The organism is Solitalea longa (genome assembly GCF_002920915.1).
In the GTDB taxonomy this organism is placed as follows: Bacteria; Bacteroidota; Bacteroidia; order Sphingobacteriales; family Sphingobacteriaceae; genus Solitalea; species Solitalea longa.
On sequence record NZ_PQVF01000018.1, the window covers coordinates 16,372 to 37,448 of the forward strand.

General features: G+C 38.5%; 17 protein-coding genes. 7 read left to right on the plus strand and 10 right to left on the minus strand.

Translation table 11 applies throughout. From position 1 onward, the window contains the following. Window positions 1-3: 3 nt before the first annotated feature. Window positions 4-1,335, minus strand: a complete 1,332-nt coding sequence (locus C3K47_RS18340) for a UDP-glucose dehydrogenase family protein (protein ID WP_103790620.1) — start codon at window positions 1,333-1,335, stop codon at window positions 4-6. A 420-nt stretch (window positions 1,336-1,755) separates the two neighbouring features. Here C3K47_RS18340 and C3K47_RS18345 point away from each other — a divergent pair, with 420 nt between their 5' ends. Next, window positions 1,756-5,790, plus strand: coding sequence for an ATP-binding protein (locus C3K47_RS18345; protein ID WP_103790621.1), 4,035 nt, complete (start codon window positions 1,756-1,758; stop codon window positions 5,788-5,790). Window positions 5,791-5,836: 46 nt separating this feature from the next. Here the strand turns inward: C3K47_RS18345 and hemH are convergent, their stop codons facing one another. The 4 genes from hemH to C3K47_RS18365 form a co-directional block, all read right to left on the minus strand. After that, entirely contained in the window at window positions 5,837-6,853 is a 1,017-nt protein-coding gene (hemH, locus tag C3K47_RS18350) for a ferrochelatase (RefSeq protein ID WP_165784737.1), read from the minus strand. A gap of 62 nt (window positions 6,854-6,915) precedes the next feature. Next, entirely contained in the window at window positions 6,916-9,294 is a 2,379-nt protein-coding gene (locus C3K47_RS18355; protein ID WP_103790623.1) for a TonB-dependent receptor, read from the minus strand. Window positions 9,295-9,388: 94 nt separating this feature from the next. Then, window positions 9,389-10,234: a 4-hydroxy-3-methylbut-2-enyl diphosphate reductase gene (locus C3K47_RS18360; protein ID WP_103790624.1), complete on the minus strand. Its 846-nt coding sequence runs from the start codon at window positions 10,232-10,234 to the stop codon at window positions 9,389-9,391. 44 nt (window positions 10,235-10,278) lie between these two features. Continuing rightward, window positions 10,279-11,373 (minus strand): glycosyltransferase family 2 protein, encoded by a 1,095-nt coding sequence (locus C3K47_RS18365; protein ID WP_103790625.1) that lies wholly within the window; start codon window positions 11,371-11,373, stop codon window positions 10,279-10,281. A 141-nt stretch (window positions 11,374-11,514) separates the two neighbouring features. Between C3K47_RS18365 and C3K47_RS18370 the strand changes: the two genes are divergently transcribed. After that, window positions 11,515-12,021, plus strand: coding sequence for a DinB family protein (locus C3K47_RS18370; protein ID WP_103790626.1), 507 nt, complete (start codon window positions 11,515-11,517; stop codon window positions 12,019-12,021). A gap of 42 nt (window positions 12,022-12,063) precedes the next feature. On the opposite strand, the gene C3K47_RS18375 is transcribed toward C3K47_RS18370, so the two are convergent. The 3 genes from C3K47_RS18375 to C3K47_RS18385 all read right to left on the minus strand — a co-directional run bounded on the left by C3K47_RS18375 (window position 12,064) and on the right by C3K47_RS18385 (window position 14,447). Further along, window positions 12,064-12,606 (minus strand): AAA family ATPase, encoded by a 543-nt coding sequence (locus C3K47_RS18375; RefSeq protein ID WP_103790627.1) that lies wholly within the window; start codon window positions 12,604-12,606, stop codon window positions 12,064-12,066. 6 nt (window positions 12,607-12,612) lie between these two features. Then, window positions 12,613-13,293: a nicotinamide riboside transporter PnuC gene (pnuC, locus tag C3K47_RS18380; protein ID WP_103790628.1), complete on the minus strand. Its 681-nt coding sequence runs from the start codon at window positions 13,291-13,293 to the stop codon at window positions 12,613-12,615. A gap of 140 nt (window positions 13,294-13,433) precedes the next feature. Continuing rightward, on the minus strand, window positions 13,434-14,447 hold the full coding sequence (locus C3K47_RS18385; protein ID WP_103790629.1) for an aspartate-semialdehyde dehydrogenase: 1,014 nt from the start codon (window positions 14,445-14,447) through the stop codon (window positions 13,434-13,436). A 67-nt stretch (window positions 14,448-14,514) separates the two neighbouring features. Here C3K47_RS18385 and C3K47_RS18390 point away from each other — a divergent pair, with 67 nt between their 5' ends. Continuing rightward, a complete protein-coding gene (locus C3K47_RS18390) occupies window positions 14,515-16,821 on the plus strand; it encodes a lamin tail domain-containing protein (RefSeq protein WP_103790630.1) in 2,307 nt (768 codons plus the stop codon). Here C3K47_RS18390 and C3K47_RS18395 read toward each other — a convergent pair. Next, a complete protein-coding gene (locus tag C3K47_RS18395; RefSeq protein ID WP_103790631.1) occupies window positions 16,818-17,132 on the minus strand; it encodes a CAP domain-containing protein in 315 nt (104 codons plus the stop codon). The two genes, C3K47_RS18390 and C3K47_RS18395, sit on opposite strands and share 4 nt — an antisense overlap. Before the next feature lie 303 nt (window positions 17,133-17,435). Between C3K47_RS18395 and C3K47_RS18400 the strand changes: the two genes are divergently transcribed. The 4 genes from C3K47_RS18400 (at window position 17,436) to C3K47_RS18415 (ending at window position 20,164) form a co-directional block, all read left to right on the plus strand. After that, the gene (locus C3K47_RS18400; protein WP_103790632.1) at window positions 17,436-18,401 is read left to right on the plus strand and encodes an NAD-dependent epimerase/dehydratase family protein; all 966 of its coding nucleotides are present in this window, start codon (window positions 17,436-17,438) and stop codon (window positions 18,399-18,401) included. A 171-nt stretch (window positions 18,402-18,572) separates the two neighbouring features. Continuing rightward, window positions 18,573-18,875, plus strand: coding sequence for a hypothetical protein (locus C3K47_RS18405; RefSeq protein ID WP_103790633.1), 303 nt, complete (start codon window positions 18,573-18,575; stop codon window positions 18,873-18,875). Window positions 18,876-18,890: 15 nt separating this feature from the next. After that, entirely contained in the window at window positions 18,891-19,340 is a 450-nt protein-coding gene (locus C3K47_RS18410) for an ABA4-like family protein (RefSeq protein ID WP_103790634.1), read from the plus strand. Next, window positions 19,337-20,164 (plus strand): hypothetical protein, encoded by an 828-nt coding sequence (locus tag C3K47_RS18415; protein ID WP_103790635.1) that lies wholly within the window; start codon window positions 19,337-19,339, stop codon window positions 20,162-20,164. The genes C3K47_RS18410 and C3K47_RS18415 overlap by 4 nt, the downstream gene beginning before the upstream one ends. On the opposite strand, the gene C3K47_RS18420 is transcribed toward C3K47_RS18415, so the two are convergent. Continuing rightward, complete coding sequence (locus C3K47_RS18420) at window positions 20,120-21,073, minus strand: YihY/virulence factor BrkB family protein (RefSeq protein WP_103790636.1); 954 nt, start codon at window positions 21,071-21,073, stop codon at window positions 20,120-20,122. The two genes, C3K47_RS18415 and C3K47_RS18420, sit on opposite strands and share 45 nt — an antisense overlap. Between the last annotated feature and the right edge of the window lie 4 nt (window positions 21,074-21,077).

A 21,077-nucleotide genomic window follows, 5' to 3' on the forward strand; every position in this document is an offset into this window, starting at 1 on the left:
TTTTTACTTAATAACTGAATATTCTGGTTGGATAACTTGTCGGCCAATGCTGTTATAGTAAAAGCCCAGTTCCTGCATTCGATCTAAATTATAAAGATTGCGGCCGTCAAAAATTGCTTTGTTGCTCAGCTTTGCGGCCATCTGCTCAAAATCAGGATTACGGAAATTTTTCCATTCAGTAACGATTACCAATGCATCGGCATTTTCCAGGCATTCATACTGATTTTTAGCATAGCCGATTTTATCACCTAGCTGCTTTTGCGTATTTTCCATTGCCACAGGATCATATGCTACGATCTCCACACCCTCTTTCAGCAATTCTTCAATAAGGTATAATGCCGGAGCTTCACGCAAATCATCCGTTTCCGGTTTAAAGGCCAAACCCCAAAAGGCCATTTTTTTACCTTTTAGATTAGCGCCAAAGTAGTTAATGATTTTATCTAAAAACTTTTCGCGTTGAGCATAATTCGTTTTCATTACAGCATCAACAATGCGAAAATCGCCACCAATTTCAGTTGCTGTTTTTGCCAAAGCCTGAACATCTTTAGGGAAACAACTCCCACCATATCCAATACCTGCATACAAAAACTGTTTACCGATCCGATCATCCATGCCTATTCCTCGGCGAATTTGCTCAACATTTGCTCCCAGGATCTCGCATAAGCCAGCCATTTCATTCATAAACGAAATTTTAGTAGCTAAAAATGCGTTGGCAGCATACTTTGTTAATTCGGCACTGCGCTCATCCATAAAAATCAAGCGCTCGCCTTGACGCATGTATGGGTCATAGAGTTCAGCAAATATTTTTTTCACCTTTTCAGATCGCGTTCCTACAATGATGCGGTTAGGCTTCATGAAATCGTTTACCGCAACACCTTCCCGCAAGAACTCAGGGTTTGATACCACATCAAATTCATGCTTCGAATGAGCGGCTACCATCTCACGAACCTTATCGGCTGTTCCAACAGGAACGGTACTTTTATTAACGATGATTTTATAATCGTTCATCACCTTGCCAATAGATTCGGCAGTATTTAACACATAAGAAAGATCTGCGGAGCCATCTTCACTTGGCGGCGTTGGAAGTGCCAATATAATGATCAGTGATTCATTAACCGCTTCAGTAAGATTTGTTGTAAATGATAATGTCCCGTTATTGATATTACGTTTAAACAAACTTTCAAGGTCAGGCTCATAAAATGGAACAATGCTTTGCTGCATTTTTGCCACCTTGGCGGCATCAATATCCACACAAATTACATTATTACCGGTCTCTGCGAGGCAGGTTCCGGTTACTAAACCTACATAGCCGGTTCCTATAACTGCGATCTTCATTCAATTGAGGTTTTTGCTGCGGTTAAAATTGGTTGCGAATATACTTAAATATCTTTTATACCTTGCTTTAAGGCCTTTACTAGGGATTAAATTAAACTTACTATTCAGGTTTCTGAATGGGTTTTGTTTATACTATTCAACGTTTAATTTGGAAACAAAATTATTTATTGCCCCAAATAAGCGGCATTAATCGAATCAAACACTACGACAATGTATTAAAGTCTTCCCTTCAGAATAGCCACACGGCCTCTTTGAATTCCTTATTCTGAAGATTAAATCAACAAGCTTAGTAAAAGAGAAATCATTGCCACTGGCATTATTTTCAAAGCTTTAGGTCTTTGAAAACTTTTATTTTTCTATATATTAGCCATCTTACAATACTTCTGGGAAATTTAATTAACTTTTTTGCAAGCGCGGCGGATGGAACAAAACTCTACGAATTCAAAAGTCCAGTTTATCAATTTTGCAAGGCTGGCAGCAATAGCCTCTATCATCATATCAGTATTAGCCTTAATTGGATGGTATACTAATATTCCAGTTTTAACATCTGTATTTGCAGATTACGCTGCCATGAAACCTGCAACAGCTGTTTCTTTGACTATTTTAGGTGTTATTCTATTAATTTTATCATCAAGTCAGCCATATTCACTATGGCAATATATTATAATAGGCCTAGGACTGATTACCGTTGGGGTAATTGTATCTTACACGCTGGTAATGTATTATAACAGCAAGCTTTATATTGCTGATTATTTGCTAAGCACCAGCACAACATTATCCGGTTCAGCAATAAAATTGATGTCTCCTGCTGGGCTTACCTGCCTGATGCTCTTCCTATGTGCCGTTCCATTAATGTTCACACGAAAGTTTTCGGCAGCTGTTCAAACACTGCTTTCAATTATAATAATTCTTGGGAGCACCCGTTTACTTGGATTTGTTTTTCAGTTTAACAGTTTTTTAAAACTGTTTTTTTTCGCTCCAATGGCGTTAAACACGTCTGTATTGTATACTTTATTAGGATTTGGTTATTTATTTGTTCATCCCGATAAAGGATTTGTAAGGATATTATCATCCGAACTTCAAGGCGGCAAAATTGCCCGTCGATTGGTTCCCAATGCTGTTCTTATTCCTATCTTTTTGCTTTTACTACGCTTTGCAAGTAACTTTTACAATTTTCTGCCATATGGTATCAGTATCATTATCATTACTATTTCGGTAATTATCCTGTCGGTGGCGGCAATTATTATGGCGGCGAACCGGCTAAACCAAATTGATTCGATCCGAAACGACCAGGAAACAGGCCTTAAAAAGAGTGAGGAGTTTTTGCGTATTTCGCAAAGCATTGCTCACCTGGGAAGCTGGGAATACGATCTTGAACAAAATAAGATCCTTTGGTCGGAGGAAACATATAAGATATTTGAACTTCTGCCTACTTCCGATATCGACAGTTATTTTCCGATTAAGAGAAATACCGGTGAAAGCAACGAACAGCTGATCAATGCATCAGTAGAGTCGATAAATACCGGTTTGCCGTTTGACATTGAACTGGAGTTTTATACCGCCCAAAACCACAAAATAACCACACGTATTTCAGGTCAGCCCGAATATAAAAACGGAAGAGTATATAAGCTGTCGGGCATTATTCAAGACATTACTGAGAAAAAACGGTTAGAATCGAAATTACAACAAAAAGAGGCTGATCTTACCGCTTTGCTTGAGAATACAGATGCGCTGGTATGGTCTATTGACAGAGATTATCGATTCATTACTTCCAATCTTAAGTACCTTAAGCATTTCCAGAAAACACATCATTTCACACCTTTAAAAGGTTATAACTTACTCACCCATTTATCGCGAAGCATTTATTATCACAAATGGAAAGATCTGTATGACAAGGCACTCAGCGGAGTTTATTTTTCGGAAGAATTAGCCATGGAATTTAATGGCCAAAAGCAATATTTCCAATATGCTTTTACGCCCATTATTTCGAACAATGAGGTTGAAGGTGTAACCATCTACGGAATTGAGACTACACAACAAAAAATAAACGAGCAACGCATTGATGAAATGGCACAACTCCAAAAAGCCATTTTAGATAATACCGGATACGCTGTAATTGTAACAGACGAACGGCACAATGTTAAAATCTTTAATAAATCGGCAGAACGGATCTTAGGTTACCGGGCTGAGGAGATGTTGGACCAAAAAACCTGCAATAATATACTCACCCTTCCGATGGAACGGATTGATTTCGCGGAGCGTTTTTCTAAAGAACTCGGCTTTGAGGTTCCGTTGGAGGATGCCTTTACTATTAAGGCAAAACTGGATATGCCTTGTGAACTGGAGTGTAATTTCATGCATAAAAACGGCCAATTACTGCCAGTTACGTTAAACATTAGTGCCATTCACGATAACTTCGGAGAGCTGATCGGTTACATTTGCTTTGCCAATGACATTACCGAACAACGAAGAATTGCTCAAACCATTAAGCAGAATGAGTCGAACCTGATGGCTTTAATTGAGAATATTGATGAACCTATCTGGTCAATCAATACCTCACACAAACTGATTACTGCCAATAATGCGTTTAGAAAACGACTGAAAGAAATCTATGGTGTTGACATGAGCCAGGATCGCTCTGTGCGTGCCGACTTTAGCGTACAGGATTATGAGTTCTGGGGAACACTTTATCAGCGAGCCTTTAACGGAGAGCGTTTTACACAACAAAACGAATTTGATGGAGAGAGTAAAAAAGTTTTTTATGAAACCTCTTTCAACCCCATTTATAACGAACATCATGAAGTAATTGGAGCGGCAATGTTTGGTAAAAACATTACGCACATTAAAAAGTTCGAGAAAGAACTTATCGAAGCTAAAGTTAAAGCAGAACACGCTGCGGCAATAAAATCACAGTTTCTTTCAACAATGAGTCATGAGATACGAACACCTTTGAATGCTGTAATTGGCATGACGCACTTGTTGTTAGAAGAAAACACGCAAGATGCACAGCTTGAAAAACTGGAAACACTTCGTTTCTCTTCCGAAAATCTCCTTGCTATCATCAATGATATCCTCGATTATAATAAAATAGAATCAAGCGTTATCGATTTTGAGAACATTCCATATAACCTGGAAGACCTGCTCGATCATATATACAACTCTTTCCTTTACCAGTCGGATTTGAAAGGTATTAACCTTGAAATGGAAATAGTTGACACTTTCCACAAATTGGTGATTGGCGACCCTTCGCGACTGTCCCAGATTTTAAGTAACCTTATCGGCAATGCTATAAAATTTACTGAAGCAGGGGGCGTAACTATTAAAGTAAAGCAATTGCAGTGTGAAGACGATTGTGCTGACCTGTACTTTGAAATTTCAGACACGGGTATTGGAATAGCACCTGATAAACTTGATATCATTTTTGAGCATTTTACACAGGCCAGTTCAGAAACTACCCGTAAGTTTGGCGGTACCGGCTTAGGTTTGGCCATCACCAAGCGTTTGCTAAAATTAATGAACAGCGAGATCTATGTTAAAAGTGAAAAGGACAAAGGTTCCACATTCCATTTCACCCTTCGTCAGAAAAAATATAAAGGAAAATCGATTTCCAATATCGGCAACTCAGAGTCGGTTGGTAAGCCTTCATTGGCAGGAATGAAAATTTTGGTGGTTGAAGACAACTCGACCAATCGAATTGTAATAGAGAAGTTTTTATTGAAATGGAATGCCGAGGTATATTTTGCTAACAATGGCCGTAAGGCAATAGAAATGGTTCAGGTTGTAAACTTTGATATTGTTTTAATGGACCTTTTAATGCCTGAGATGGATGGTTACCAGGCAACCCAAAAGATTCGTTCTTTTGATGGAGAAAAATATAAATCATTGCCAATCATTGCACTTTCAGCAGCAGCCTTAGTAGAAGTGCGAGATAGGGTTTATAATGTTGGAATGAATGCGTATCTTACTAAACCTTTTGATCCGCATGATTTGTATTTAACCATTGTGAAATGCTTAAATCACAGTCATACGTTTACAGATATCCAAATTCAACCGGAAACCATGAATAAAGAAGTGGTAGACTTTTCGAAGATTTTAGAGATAACTGAAGACAATCCTGACTTCTTAAGAGAATTCCTTGAAATTGCCATTGATTCAGTTAACGAACTAACAGGTAATTATGAAACGTTTTTACGAAGGAATGATTTGTCTGGCATCCGTGAAACAAACCATAAACACACTCCACTAATGGAAATGATGAATCTTTCTCCATTTAAACGTGGATTTGAAGAAGCAAAAGCAATGCTAATGGCTGATAATCGTGATCAGCAGCAAATTGAATCTCTTATAAAAAAGATGAAAGAGTTTGGCGCCCTGGTTATCGCTGAGATGAAAAATCGCTTGATTGATCTGAACAAACAGATAAACGCCAGTACCGAAGATACAGCAGAAGTGTAAGCCTTATTTTAAAGGCTTGCACTTTTTTATTGGATGAAAAATCCGGCTAATTTCGGGCAATATCTTCCAATGCATCAATCCACCTTGGATGCTCATTCAACCCTTCAACCAGTTGAACTTTCTCGCCTCCTAAATGTTTGAATTCTTCATCATACTCTACACCTATTTCAAAGGTGGTTTCTAAACAGTCGGCCACAAATGCCGGACAAAATACCAGCAATTTCTTTTTACCTTCTTTGGCTAACCGGGCAATTACTTCACTCGTATAAGGCTCAACCCAAGGATCTTTTCCAAGTCGGGATTGAAAGCAGATTGAATATTTTTCTTGAGGGATATTTAATTTTTGAGCGATGGAACGTGCCGTTAAATGCGATTGGGCACTATAACAATATTGATTATTGATATTAATTTTAGCACAACAGTTTTCGACCTGCTGGCAATGACAGCCACTCGGATCGGCTTTCATTAATTGGCGCTTTGGCAGGCCATGGAAACTAAACAACACATGATCATAAGCAGCAAGGTCATATTTGTTGCCTAACTGAGCAAAGGCGTCGATCATGATTGGATGATCAGGAAAACTGTTCACAAATTGAATGTTGGGTATAATTTGCCAGTTTTTAACCAATGCCATTACCATGTCATGAACTGAACCTGTGGTAGCTGAAGCATACTGAGGAAACAAGGGGATCACTTTAATGTCAAAGATCTTTGCTTTTCTGAATCGTTCAAGCACCTTTTCAATATTGGGGTTTTGATAACGCATTGCGTATTCCACCATATAGTCATCGCCCAAACGTTCTGCCAACAGCTCTTTCTGTCTTACTGTATAATGCATCAAAGGAGAACCGTTTTCGGTCCATATTTTCTGATAAGTTGCCGCCGATTTAGGTGAACGCGTAGGTAAAATAATTCCTTTAACAAGAAAGAACCGGCCTAGCGGATTTAAATCGATCACTCTGGGATCAGATAAAAATTCATCTAAATATTTTCGTACGTCAGCCGTTGATGGACTATCAGGTGTTCCCAGGTTTATTAACAGTATCCCTTTTTTACTTTTCATCAGCTCTAAAAAAAATGGCCCTTGCTTTTACAAGGGCCAAAAGTAATTAATATTTCAGCTTTTTAAAGTTCAATAATCACACCGAAAGTTGGAACGATGCTTCCCGATTCACTGTTCATCGTTTTCATTTGCCAGCGAGTAGGATCATTTGGATCGGTAATTGGCAAACCGTTAGCATCTTTAGCAACATCAAGGTAAGGAGCTCCATTGTACACGAAGTTGGTAATATTCTGAATATCCATGTAAAAATTGAGGTTCCATTTTTTAAACGGATACTTCTTATCAAGCCTCAGGTCTAGTTGATAGAAATTACCTAAGCGAAGTGTATTCAACTGATCATAATCATAGGTTCCGGAAGGGTGAATAAACCAGTTTGATTTTTCTGCTGAAAAGGCCACATCAAAAGGTGTGTATGGCGCTCCTCCGGAAAATCTGAATTTCGCACCCAGTTCCCAATTACGCTTAAACATTTTTCCAGCGGTTAATGAAAGAATATAACGGCTGTCCCAAGCCGATGGCACATAGTTATCATGTTTATCTTTAAACTCACTTCGCACTAAGGTCAGGGCTACAATTCCGTAAAATCCTTTATTTAAGCGCTGTTGAGCCATAAACTCCAAACCATATGAGCGGCCGCCTTTTAGCCTAACCACCTGCTCATTTCCAACTACACCAAAATCTCCACCTTGGTTAGCAATATTAAGTGTATCGCCCTGATATTCAATTGTAGGATAGTCATAATACTTCTTATAAAATCCTTCGAGAGAGAATTTAAGATTGGAACTGGTATTATAATCAAGCCCTAAAACAGTGTGGAAATTGGAAATATATTTAATCTCTTTTTTATTCGAAAACTCCCCTTCTGCATTACGATAACCCATCATGGTATAGGTGGGCAATTGGTAATACAAACCGGTGTTAAAGTTGATACTCAAGCCCGAAGTTAAATTATAAGAAGCTGAAAAGCGTGGAGAAAGCTGTTTAAGGGGATTACTCATTAATGAGGAATAATCGCTTCCATCAGACCTTACGCCTACTGAAAGCATCAGGTTTTCATCAAAAAACCCTTTACTAAGTTGTCCATAAAAGCCATATTTTAGAATATTTAGTTCAGAAGTATAGTTTACCGTTTCGCTATAAGGAGTCAGGTAATAAGTATCAGTTGAATAACCGCCAGTTTCAACATTGGCTCCGTACGAAACTTTCCACAGCCCATATTTATCAGAGTTTTCAACCCTTAACTTATTCTCCATTTCTTTTGATGTATAATCGATTTTCTTGGGCAGATCCTCGTTATTATCAAAATGTTTAATAGCCACATTTTTCAGATAGTTTCTGCTTAAAGCTATGGTTGTAAAGCCTTTTGCTCTAAAGTGCTTATAAGCCGTTCCAATTGTGTAATTATCCTGATGATTGGTGGCCATGTTTTGCAATAGATATTGCTTGCTTTCAGAATTATTCGCTTTCTCATTTAGGTTAAGGCGATCAATTGCCCCAAGACCAATAAATGAAATCTCATTTTTTGCATCAATCTTCGTTTTAATCTTAAACTGCATATCGTTATAGGTAGGCAGAAAAGGAAGATCGAGCGCTTTAAATAAAAGCTGCAAATAAGAACGACGAATGGAGGCCAGATAAGTTGTGTTCTTAGAAATTGGGCCTTCGGCAGAAATTGCTAAATCGGTGGCTCCAACAGTAAATGAACCAGCATTTCGGTCAGAACGTCCGTCTTTTTGTTTAAACTGAAATACAGAACTTAAGGCATTGCCTCTGCTTGCCGGAAAGGCTCCTGAATAGAAATCTACCTGATTGATAAAATCAACATTGATCAACCCCACCGGACCACCGGATGAGCCCTGGGTGGTAAAATGGTTGAGGTTAGGGATCTCAATATCATCTAAATAATATCGGTTTTCATTAGGTGCTCCACCTCTTATAATAATATCATTTCTAAAGCTTACCGGCTGACCTACTCCTGGCAACGATTGCAACACTTTTGAAATATCACGGTTTCCTCCCGGATTTCGTTTAATTTCGGCAACACCGATAGCACGCAATGAAAGTGGTGTTTCCTCGGGTTTATAAGAGTTAGATCGCACTTCAACTTCTACTAAATTTTTGGCGTCAGATTCGAGTACAATGTTTACCAAGGCAACGCGTGCATTTGTAACCTGCACTTCCATCTCGGTTTTAGGTTTATATCCTAAGAAAGAAAAAGAAAGATTGTAAAGCCCCGGAGCTAAATTTGAGATTGAAAAGCGACCTAAGCTGTCGGTAACTGCAGCTTTATTTAATTTTTGAATACTAACCGTAACACCAGCTAGCGGCTCATTGGTGTATTCATCATTTACGGTTCCTTTAATGGTCCCATTTTGGGCAAAAACTCCTGAAGATAGTATCAGAAACAGGAGCAAAAAATAGAAATGTTTAAAATAGTTCATAGTTCACGCAAAAGTGCGAACTATTGTATACTAAAGCAAAATTGTATCCGGCTAATATTCAGCTACTGAGGTAAAATTAAGCTTACATTCATTTTTACAAAATTTCCAATGCTTTTTTAACATCCTCCATCAGCCACATTGGCGTTGAAGTAGCTCCGGCGATTCCAACGGTATCGTTTTCCTTAAATATTTCAGGATCAATCTCTTCAACCGACGAAATAAAATAGGTATTTGCATTAGTTTTTCTGCAAACTTCAAACAAAACTTTGCCGTTTGATGATTTTTTACCAGAAACAAATATTATTTTGTCGTAGTTAGAAGCAAAAGCAGGCAAATCCTTATCCCGGTTTGAAACCTGGCGGCAAATTGTATCATTGGCTTTCACCTCATAACCTCTTGACAATAGCTCTTCTTTAATTTTGTAGAAGTTTGCGGTGCTTTTGGTGGTTTGACTGTAAAGCGAAAATTTCTTTGGAAGCTCAACACCGTCCAATTCGGCAATATCCTGAAATACTAAGGCTTTATTTTCGGTTTGGCCGTGTAAACCAATTACCTCAGCATGGCCGTGCTTACCATAAATCAAAATAGGCTCATTGGCATCGTGGGTGTTTTTAATTCGGTTTTGAAGCTTTAACACCACCGGACAAGAAGCATCTATGAGTTGAATATTATTCTCAACAGCTAAGCGATAGGTCTCAGGAGCTTCACCGTGGGCACGAATTAACACCTTTTCGTCATGCAGATCTTCTAATGCTTCATGATTAATGATTCGCAAACCTTTGGCCTTTAACCTGGCAACCTCTTCATCATTATGCACAATATCACCCAGGCAGTACAAATACCCTTGCTCATCCAGTATTTCTTCAGCCATATCAATGGCATAAACCACTCCAAAGCAAAAACCCGATTCTTTATCTATATCAACCTTTAAATTGAGCATACTACTTGTCTAATGCTGCAAAGTTATAAACTATTCACAAACCCTTAACGTAAAATATTACGTCCCTTCCAGATCACGGTTTTTGTGAGGTATCGATGGATCGATAAAATACTTACAATAACCAAGGTAATAATTTGTAATGGATGTAATATGAAATTGAGCATCACATTTTGACGGCTAAGCAGCGATACCATGTAGCGCATACCGATGATCATGAATATAATGACCCCTAATAGTTCGTACCTTGGCATCAACAGTAAAATACTGTAGCCGAAAAATGCCAAAAAAAGAAAGATCAACAAGCCAATTACGCTGTAATTAAATCCGGCTAACAACTTATTGCTGAAGCCTAAAACGCCCTGTGAATAAGAGGCGTATGCGCGACTATCAGCAAAGCCGTTGGCCAGTAATGCTTCGGCTTTGTAACTGGAAGTCTTCATCAGTTTCATGATTTCCACTTCGCCTACCGGCACACGTTGAACCTGCTCATGCCACCAGTTTCGTCTGTAATTTTTTGCATCAAAAAGCATAAACTGTCCGCTGGCTGCTGAAAAAACCACCCATTTGCTTAACGAAATTAGCCTTAGCGGCAATAAAGTGAGCAAAACATAATTAACCAACGGTACCACAAGGCGCTCTCCCAAGGTGTACATTTTTTGGTTTACGAACAGTGATATAAGTGAGAGTTTAAAGACCTTAATACGATGAATAGCATTATCAATTAAGCGATTATGCAATACCACATCGGCATCAATAAATAAAAAAAAATCGCCTTTGGCTTGTGTGGCCAATTGGTGGCAGGCATAGTTTTTACCCAACCAATTATTGGGCAATGTGTCGCCGTATAAAACCTTGAAACGAGGATCAGTTTGGGCAAAAGTTTCAGCCAGCGCAGCTGTATTATCAGTAGAATTATCATCGTAAATCAACACTTCATAATGTTGATAATCCTGATCCTTTATTGAAGAAAGTACATTTAGAATATTGTCGCCTTCATTACGGGCTGGAATTAAAATAGAGACAAAATCAGTGTAATTACGCGCATTCTTTGACAAAACCGGCTTCGATATAAAATTAAAAAGCGTAACACAAAAACGAAGTACCAGGAAAACGGTAACCGCTGTAATGATTGAGACCATGCGAAATCAACTTAAAACCTTTTTAATGCATCAAACTGCAAAATAGCTAATAATATCCATTGAAATCTCATCAAAATCTATTCTAATTAATTGTTATCCATTTATCAAGTTCTATATTTGAAACTTGAACAATGAACCGTTATGAGACCAGAAACAGGAACATACCCCCAGTATTTCGACCATTATATTGCATTGGTTGAAGAAAACGAAGTACAATCGGCATTAAAGAATAACACAGACGAGTTTCTGAAATTCCTCGATTCGTTGCCAGCAGAAAAGGCTGAATTTGCCTATGCCAAAGATAAATGGACACTGAAAGAGGTGCTATTACACATTACTGACGCTGAGCGCATTTTTGCTTACAGGGCTTTACGTTTTTCGAGAAACGACACCACTCCTTTACCAAGCTTTGATGAAAATGAGTTTATTGAATTTGCCAATTCAGGCAAGAGAAGCTTACAAAGTGTAATTGATGAATTTAAAACCGTAAGAAGCGCTACTTTAAGTTTATTTAATTCGTTGGATAATGATGAGTTGACGCGCAAAGGAATTGGCAGTAGCCAAACTTGCACGGCCTTAGCTATGGGTTTTATTATCGCAGGCCATACCAAGCACCACATTAAAGTTATTAAAGAGAACTATTTATAAGAATTAGCTGTTAGGTTTAGGCGATCCACTTAAACCTAACAACTATTTAGTAGTTCCAAAAAGTTCGTTCAGCTTATCGATCACTAGTTGCTGGCGGGCATTAAAATCGCTTCCGCTAATCAGGAAATAGGGAATATTTCTTTTTACCAGTTCAGCCTTAAACCGTTCAAACATTTCCTGTCGGCTGTTTCCTAAATCTCTCAAGCCGTCTGCAACCCAAGGCACTTCAACAGAGGTTAGAAAATAGGCTTCGTAATGCACCAGTTTTTCCAATTCATAAAGTTCTTCCGGAATAAACCCGAGGTAATAATCTGAATAAATCTGTGTAGTGATCAAATCGGTATCACAAAACAAAAAGCGATTTGCCAACTGAGCATTTTCGAGCACCGCAGCTGTTTGTGCATAGCCGATCTTCAGAATATCATCCACTGAAAAATCATTCGAGCTTATTAGATCCCGCGCCACTTCATGAACATAAACCGTTTGAAATTTTTCGGCCAGTCGGGCTGCTAATGTAGTTTTGCCGGTGCTTTCGGGACCGTAAATACAGATCTTTTTTACACTGTCAGTTTGCCTTGGCTCCATATGTAATTAATTAGTAATTACTTCGGGCCGGTTGTTATATGACCTGTATTCTTTAACCCAGTACCAATAACCATAAGCAGCAATAATGCAGAACACGAAGTATTCAACCGCGATAAACTTCACACCTTTTATAAAGTATATGTAAGTGCACAGCATATCAACAGCTATCCAAAGCAACCAACTTTCAATTTTCTTTTCAATCATCATAAATGTTCCAATTACACTAAACGACAATACAAAAGAATCAAGATAAGGGAAGGCGCTCGGCTTACTAAAGATGGTTGGCAACCAATAATGCAGGTTTTGAGCCAACTGACCTATCACAAATGTTCCAGCCAGACCAACAGCTGTTAAGATCAACAGCCATTTTGTTGATGTAAAACTCACCTTTAATTCATGCTTTTTATCTGCCTGCTCAGGTTTTGGGTGCGTCCAATGCCACCAGCCAAGGATGTTAGTTACCAGAAAAAAGATCTGCAAAAACATATCGGGATATAATTGTACCTGAAAGAAAATGAAAAAGAACAGGATCACATTAATTAAACCCAAAGGCCAACTCCATACATGGGCTCGCGATGAAAGCCATACGGCAATGGCTCCTGCAATAGTTCCCCAAAATTCGATATGGCTCATGGGATAATCCATTACGGTAAACCATGTATGATTGATGCTAAAGAAGTCGATCATGTTATTTTTAACAAAGTTAGATGGCAAAGGTGATGGTGCAAATTTATCCTTTATTATGGATACAAGTAGATAGTAAACTTAGCTAACAAAAAAAGGCGCTACAGCTTTTGCCGTAACGCCTTTAGTATTTAGTTTGAAACTTAAGCTACAACAGCAGCTGATTTCACTAATTCACTTTTTAATAAGTACTCCGCAATTTGAACTGCATTTGTCGCAGCACCTTTACGCAGGTTATCAGAAACGATCCACATATTTAAGGTTTTTGGCTGAGACTCATCTCTGCGTAAACGGCCTACAAACACTTCATCTTTATCATGAGCATCTTTAGGCATTGGATACTGAAGGTTAGCAATGTCATCAACCAAAATAATTCCAGGAGCTGAAGCTAACAAGTCCTTCACTTCATCTAAATCAAAGTCATTAGCGAACTCAATGTTCACCGACTCAGAGTGGCCGCCCATTACCGGAATACGAACAGTAGTGGCAGTAACTTTAATACTGTCATCACCCATAATTTTGTTCGTTTCCAAGATCATTTTCATTTCCTCTTTAGTATAACCATTTTCAAGGAACACATCAATTTGAGGAATAACGTTCAAATCAATTTCGTATGGATATGCTTTTACCCCATCTTTAATACCCTGGCGCTCTTCCATTAACTGGGTAACGGCTTTAACACCGGTACCTGTAACTGACTGATAAGTAGAAACCACCACACGTTTGATCTGATATTTATCGTGTAAAGGTTTCAACGCCACCACCATTTGAATGGTTGAACAGTTAGGGTTGGCAATAATTTTATCTTCTTGGGTTAACACATTGGCATTAACTTCAGGAACCACCAATTTTTTAGTTGGATCCATACGCCAAGCTGATGAGTTATCAATAACTGTAGTTCCTGCTTCGGCAAACTTAGGAGCAAACTCCGTTGAAGTGCCTCCTCCTGCTGAGAAAATTGCAATCTCAGGCTTCATCGCAATAGCGGTTTCCATTGAAACAACCTTGAACTTCTTGCCCTTGAATTCAATTTCCTTACCTACACTCTTTTCAGAAGCAACCGGAACCAATTCAGAAACAGGAAAATTTCTTTCCGCTAACACTTGTAACATTTTTGTACCTACCAAGCCGGTGGCACCTACTACTGCGACTTTCATTTAACTATTGTTTAAAGTTTTTTAATTCGATATTTTCAATACAACATCGCCCGCAATATTACCAATTATGAAAAACATTTTATGCATTTTATTGTCATTTTTATACATGAATGGCTATTCCCAATTAAAAGATTCTTTTTCTGACAACGATTTATCATCAAATCCGCAATGGAATGGCAACCTTGATGCATGGTTCATAAATTCTGATAAAAATCTTCAAACAAAAAGAAATTCTGCATCCGCCACAGTTTACCTCAGCTCAGAAAGCAATCTTGCCCTTAACAGTAAATGGACATTTTCGGTCAAGCTCAGCTTCAATCCTTCCGGGTCTAATCAAGCCAGGGTTTATATAATTTCTGATCAGTCCGATCTAACCAAACCTCTCAATGGCTATTTTATTCAAATTGGAGAAAATGGCTCGACAGATTCTTACGACCTGTTCAGGCAAACAGGCACTACTGTGATTAAAATTATCGATGGCCCCACAAGGCCTCGTAAAGATGACAATATGGTAGAGGCTGAAATTGAAATAAGCAGAAATGAATCGGGATTTTTTGAATTGAAGACCAAAATTGATGATGACGTCGTATTTACCACAGAAGGTTCAGCAACCGATCTGACTCATAAAACAGGCCTTTATTTTGGCTTTGTGTCCAAATACACCTCAACCCGCAGCGATCAGTTTTATTTCGATAATGTTGAAATCAGTGAATTAATCAAACCTAAACCCGTTTATGCGGGAAAGGCCGGCGACATGCTGTTTACTGAACTTTTTCCGGATCCATCTCCACAAGTTGACTTGCCAACTTCTGAATTCGTGGAAATTTATAATATGAGTGATAGCCTGATCAACTTAAAAAATTGGACTTATAGTGACGCTACAACCACATTTACTTTCAAGTCAGGAATTATTCAACCTAAAACCTATTTAATTATTTGCCCCGTTGCCGATACAGCAAACTATAACCAATGGGGAAAATCCTTAGGCCTATCACCCTGGCCTTCGCTCAATAACTCCGGCGACCTTTTAACCTTAAAAAATGCAGAGGGAACAGTTATAGATCAAGTGGAATACAATGACGAATGGTATCGGGATGCGGAAAAAAAATGGGGAGGCTTTACCCTCGAAAGAAATCAGTTGATGCAATTTTGTACCGCGGCACAACAATGGAAAGCCAGTGTGGCCGCCGATGGAGGAACGCCCGGAAAAGCGAATTCAACTTCAGTTGCCAATCAAAATGCTAAACTTAAGGCTTTAACAGCTGAATTAATTGATAGCGTGAGCATCGCCATACGTTTGTCTGACTTTGCGGATAGCGCAAGTTTTGCATTGACGAATATTGCAATTGAACCAGGAGTTGCGATAAAACATATTGAACTAGTTGCACCTTATTTTGATCAGATCAATATTAGTTTGAACAAAGCTTTAATCTCAGGATTAACCTATTCCCTTTTTCTCCAGGACATTAAAGATTGTTTTGGAAATTCGATCGACCCCACAAAAAAACAATTGTTGCGGCCACATATCATTTTACCGGGCGATATTTTAATCAATGAAGTATTATTCAATCCCAAACCTGATGGAGTTGACTTCGTTGAAATCATTAACAGGTCTGAAAAGATACTAGACCTAAGGGAACTTGAGCTTGGGACCATCAACTCAAAAGATACTTTAATTTTTAGTCCTGTTTCCAATTCAACTTTATTCATCCATCCAGGAGAAATCAAGGCGTTTACGGTAAACACTTCAACACTAAAACAGCAATATTTCTGCAAAAACGAAGATGCATTGATTGAATTAAAGTCGATGCCGGCCTATAACAATGACAAAGGATCGGTAGTTTTACGAAGCGGAAACACTATTATCGACAGATTTGATTATACGGAGAAAATGCATTTTGCACTGATCAATAATCCGGAGGGCGTTTCTTTGGAGCGAATTGACGTTAACTCAGCAACTAATCAACCCGGAAATTTTCATTCCGCGGCCTCAATGTCAGGCTTTGCCACTCCAGGATATGAAAATTCACAAAGCTCTATGTCAACCGAAAATAATGACGAGATAAATCTTTCTTCAACCATTATCTCACCAGACAATGACGGAATGGATGATTTGCTTAGCATCAGCTACCGTTTTAATGAAAGTGGGTTAATGGCAAACATTTCAATATTTAACCGCTATGGTGATTTAGTAAGAAAGTTAAGTAATAATGAACTTTTAGGAACAGAAGGTTCAATTACCTGGGATGGTTTGGACCAACACCTTCAACCCGTCATAACCGGACCGTATATGATCATAATTGAAACCTATAATACATCAGGGAAGGTGAAGGTGTACAAAAAATCAGTGGTGGTAGCCCAAAAGTTTAATTAACCTTTAAAACGATTATTGGTTATCGGCCAAACTCCTGAACCCAATAGCCATTGTAAGAGTAGGCGCCCATTTGCGTATAAAGTACCCATCAGTAATTTGCAATGGCTTTCACTTTTCCTCCAGGGCAGCATTACGGCGGATGTGGTATTGTATCCTTTGGCAATATTTTCACCTACATACTTGCCTGTAAATCCGGCTTTTGGGGCTCTTTGTACAGGAGAAGTTTGGTCTGGTGAAATATGATCGAAATAATTACGACTGTACATATCTTTAGCATGGGCGTCGGCAGCAGCTGCAAGCTGTTCATTCACCAAACACCCTTAATACCCTTTAAAAGAAGAAGTTAAACTCAAAAAAACTGAACGCTAATAAAAAAATCAACGGCTTTAATAAAATAAGAAGAAAAGACGGGTTTTTCCCTCCTTTGAAATTCAAAATGAACGAGTATTCATGGCAACCCCTGTTCGAAAATCTTATTTTTTCAATACAAAAAAACCACCTTCAAGCGCTATTGCCTTAGGATATTTTGCCAAAACACCACTTTACAAAATGATTTTCATTTACTTCTCACGTTTAAACTGAAAAGCTACATTTGCAATTACCAATAACCATTTATGAAGAAAGAGACAATTGTAGTTATAGGATCTAACGGACAGATAGGCACGGAGTTAGTTACCAATTTACGCAGCATTCACGGAGCTTCAAATGTAGTGGCTACCGACATCAAAGAACCTGATTACGATTTTAAAAATGCGGGTCCTTTCGAGATCTCAAATGTGCTTGATAAGGATAATCTTCAAAGCATTTTAACTAAGTATAAGCCTACGCAGGTTTACCTTTTAGCAGCTTTGCTTTCGGCAACGGGAGAACAACGCCCTAAACGCGCTTGGGAGCTTAACATGGATGGTTTGATCAATATTCTCGACTATGCATTAGAATATAAGATCTCTAAAGTTTATTGGCCAAGCTCAATTGCTGTATTTGGCCCTAATTCACCAAAAACAAACACCCCTCAATATTGCGCTATGGACCCTAATACGGTTTATGGCATAAGTAAATTAGCCGGTGAGCGCTGGTGTGAATACTATCACCAGAAATTCGGTTTGGACGTTCGCAGTTTGCGTTATCCGGGTCTGATCAGCTGGAAATCTCAACCAGGTGGCGGAACTACTGATTACGCAGTACATATTTTCCACGAAGCGTTAAAGAATGGTTCATATGAGTGTTTCCTTTCTGAAAACACTGAGCTGCCAATGATGTATATGGATGATGCAATTAGAGCCACCATCTCATTAATGGAAGCTGAAAGTGATAAAGTTGCGATCCGCTCAAGCTATAACGTGGCAGCAACCAGCTTTACTCCTACTCAATTGGCAGAAGAGATCAAAAAGCATATTCCTGACTTTAAGATCAGCTACAGCGAAAATGATCCGCGCCAATTAATCGCCGATTCATGGCCGAAAAGCATTGATGATTCATATGCACGTAAAGATTGGGGCTGGAGCCATCAGTTCGACCTGGCAGCTATGACCACCGATATGATCACCAACCTGAAGAATCACTCCGAATTAGTGAAATAATTGCAACGGCAGCTTCTTCAACATTCATTAGCTTATCAATAACCTTTATAACCGGCCGGTTTTCTCCTGAAAACCGGCCTTTCTTTTTGTCTCCCTTCTCTAATAATCCTTATTTAGTATTAGAATATGTTTTTGTTATTTTGGCACTAACATTTTATCCTTTCATCGATAATGACTTTTGAAGAGTTTTTTGCAAAAAAGAAAATAGATCTGCTAGCATTAAAAGCAGGCATGCCCTCGCTTTATGATGAATTCAAAAATCATTATGAACAGATGAGCGAAAAAAGCTTTGACCATTCTAAAAAGTTTTGGTTCAATAAATTACGTCTCGATTTCCCTCTAAAGGAAGAACCTAAAAGTGCTCCGGCTGTATCCAACCCAACAACTGAAACACAAAATAATCCTGCAGAAACATCACAATCCGGTGGCGGCTATAAGCCTCTTTTTAGAAAAAAAATCAACCCATCAACCTAAATAATAATCCATCAAATGAGTTTAACTTCTATATTTTCAATAACAGGTCCGCTTGCATTAGTTGGCTGGTGTATGCTTATTACAGTTCCAAGATGGAAACAAACCTCTATTTTGGTTTTCAATTTTATTGTAGTATTGTTTGCAATGGCCTATTTAGGTTTGATTATGGCCAACTTTGGGCATTTTAACCCATTAACTGATTTCTCCTCGTTAGACAGCATTTCAACGTTATTTGAAAACAGGAGTCTACTGTTAGCCGGCTGGATCCATTATTTAGCGTTCGATTTGATCATCGGTTTGTTGATAACCGAGCATTCGTTAAAAAACAATGGAAACTCACAGCTTTTAGTTCTTTGCCAATTGCTTACCTTTCTACTAGGACCAATTGGGTTTTTACTATACTATATCTCTGCGATCATAAAACAAAAAACAGCTGCTCCACAAATTATAGAGGTTAAAGAATGATAATTGTTAAACTTTTTGGTGAAATACAGCATCGCAATAGAACCTTTTTTAAATGGGGCTTATTGTACCTACTGCTTTTTGTATTAGCACTGGGCCTTACCTTTTTTGACCATCGCCAACTGATGGGCATTAACATTTGGATCAAACCCAGCAAATTTGCCTTGTCTATTGCCATCTTCTTGTTCACAATGGCCTGGTATAACCATTATTTACCACCAGGCAAAACGCTTAACCTCTATACCAAGGTTGCTATAATTGTTTTTCTTGTTGAAATATTGGCCGTTTTCGGACAGGCGGCACGAGGAGTAAAATCGCATTTTAACATTAGCACCACAACTGATGCGATGATCTTTCAAACAATGGGTTTGGCGATAACCATTAACACCTTGTTTGTTTTGATCATTTGCTTTTTATTCTTTATTAAGAAAACCGATTTACCGAAACCCTATTTATGGGGAATACGACTAGGGATGCTTCTTTTTGTTGTGTTTTCGTTCGAAGGCTTTATAATGGCTCAACAACTGTCGCATACTGTTGGTGGATCTGATGGGACCAAAGGTGTAGCATATCTCAACTGGAGTAAACAATATGGTGATTTAAGGGTGGCTCATTTTATTGGGATGCATGCTTTGCAAATTGTGCCCATCACAGGTTGGCTGATAAGTGAGTCGAATGTTGCTATGCTCAAGAAATTCGGCACTGTACTTATCATACTATTTGCCATGCTATATTTCGCATTTGCCGCCTATTTGTTTTTGCAAGCGCTTCACGGGTACCCTTTACTCAGCTTTAACAACTTTAGCTTCTTTCTGTTCAGTAGTTAAAACCACTTCCTGCTGTTCTATCCACATTGCATAATCATTTGGCTCAAGGCTTTTACCAAACATTTGGGCATAAACCTGGGTAAATTCGGCGCCGAAATACAGGATTACAGCCGAATAATAAACCCATAGTAATGTTAAAATTAGCGAGCCGGCAGCTCCGTAAGCATTAGAAATTGTATTATTAGCCAGATAAACTCCTATTAAAAACTTACCAACCATAAATAAAAAGGCAGTGACCAGAGCTCCGATCCAAATGTCTTTCCAATGTATACGGGCATCAGGTAATACTTTAAAAATGATGGCAAATAAACCGGTGGTAATTATAAAGGTGATGAAGAGATTTGTACCATAGATCATGTACACTTCTTCTAATGGAAGCAGTTGGGTTAACCGATGAATAAACGTTTCAATAATTCCATTCAGCACAAGCGAGACCATCAGAATGAAACCTAAGCTAACCACCATTGAAAACGACAGCAATCGGTTTATAACCACTTTCAACCAACCTCTTTGACCTTTATTGGGCTTTAATTTTAATCCCCATATCTGGTTGATCGAATCTTGAATTTCATTAAAAACACCGGTAGCCCCAAAAAACAATGTTACCAAGCCTATCATAGTTGCAATTGAAGCACTTTGAGTAACGGTTACACCTTTTAATGTTGACTCGATAAGCATTGCCGGTTTATCTCCAATAACACCCTGTAATTGTTCAAAAACAATCCCTTCCATGGCTTGCTTCCCGTAAAACAGATCACACAGCGATATTATTACCAGCAACATGGGTGGCAATGAAAAAATGGTGTAGTAGGCAAGTGAGGCACTTAGTTTCATGATCTTATCTTGCAGAAACTCCGAGATTACCTGCGCCATTAACCGATAAATATTAATTACTAATTTCCTCAGCATAGTC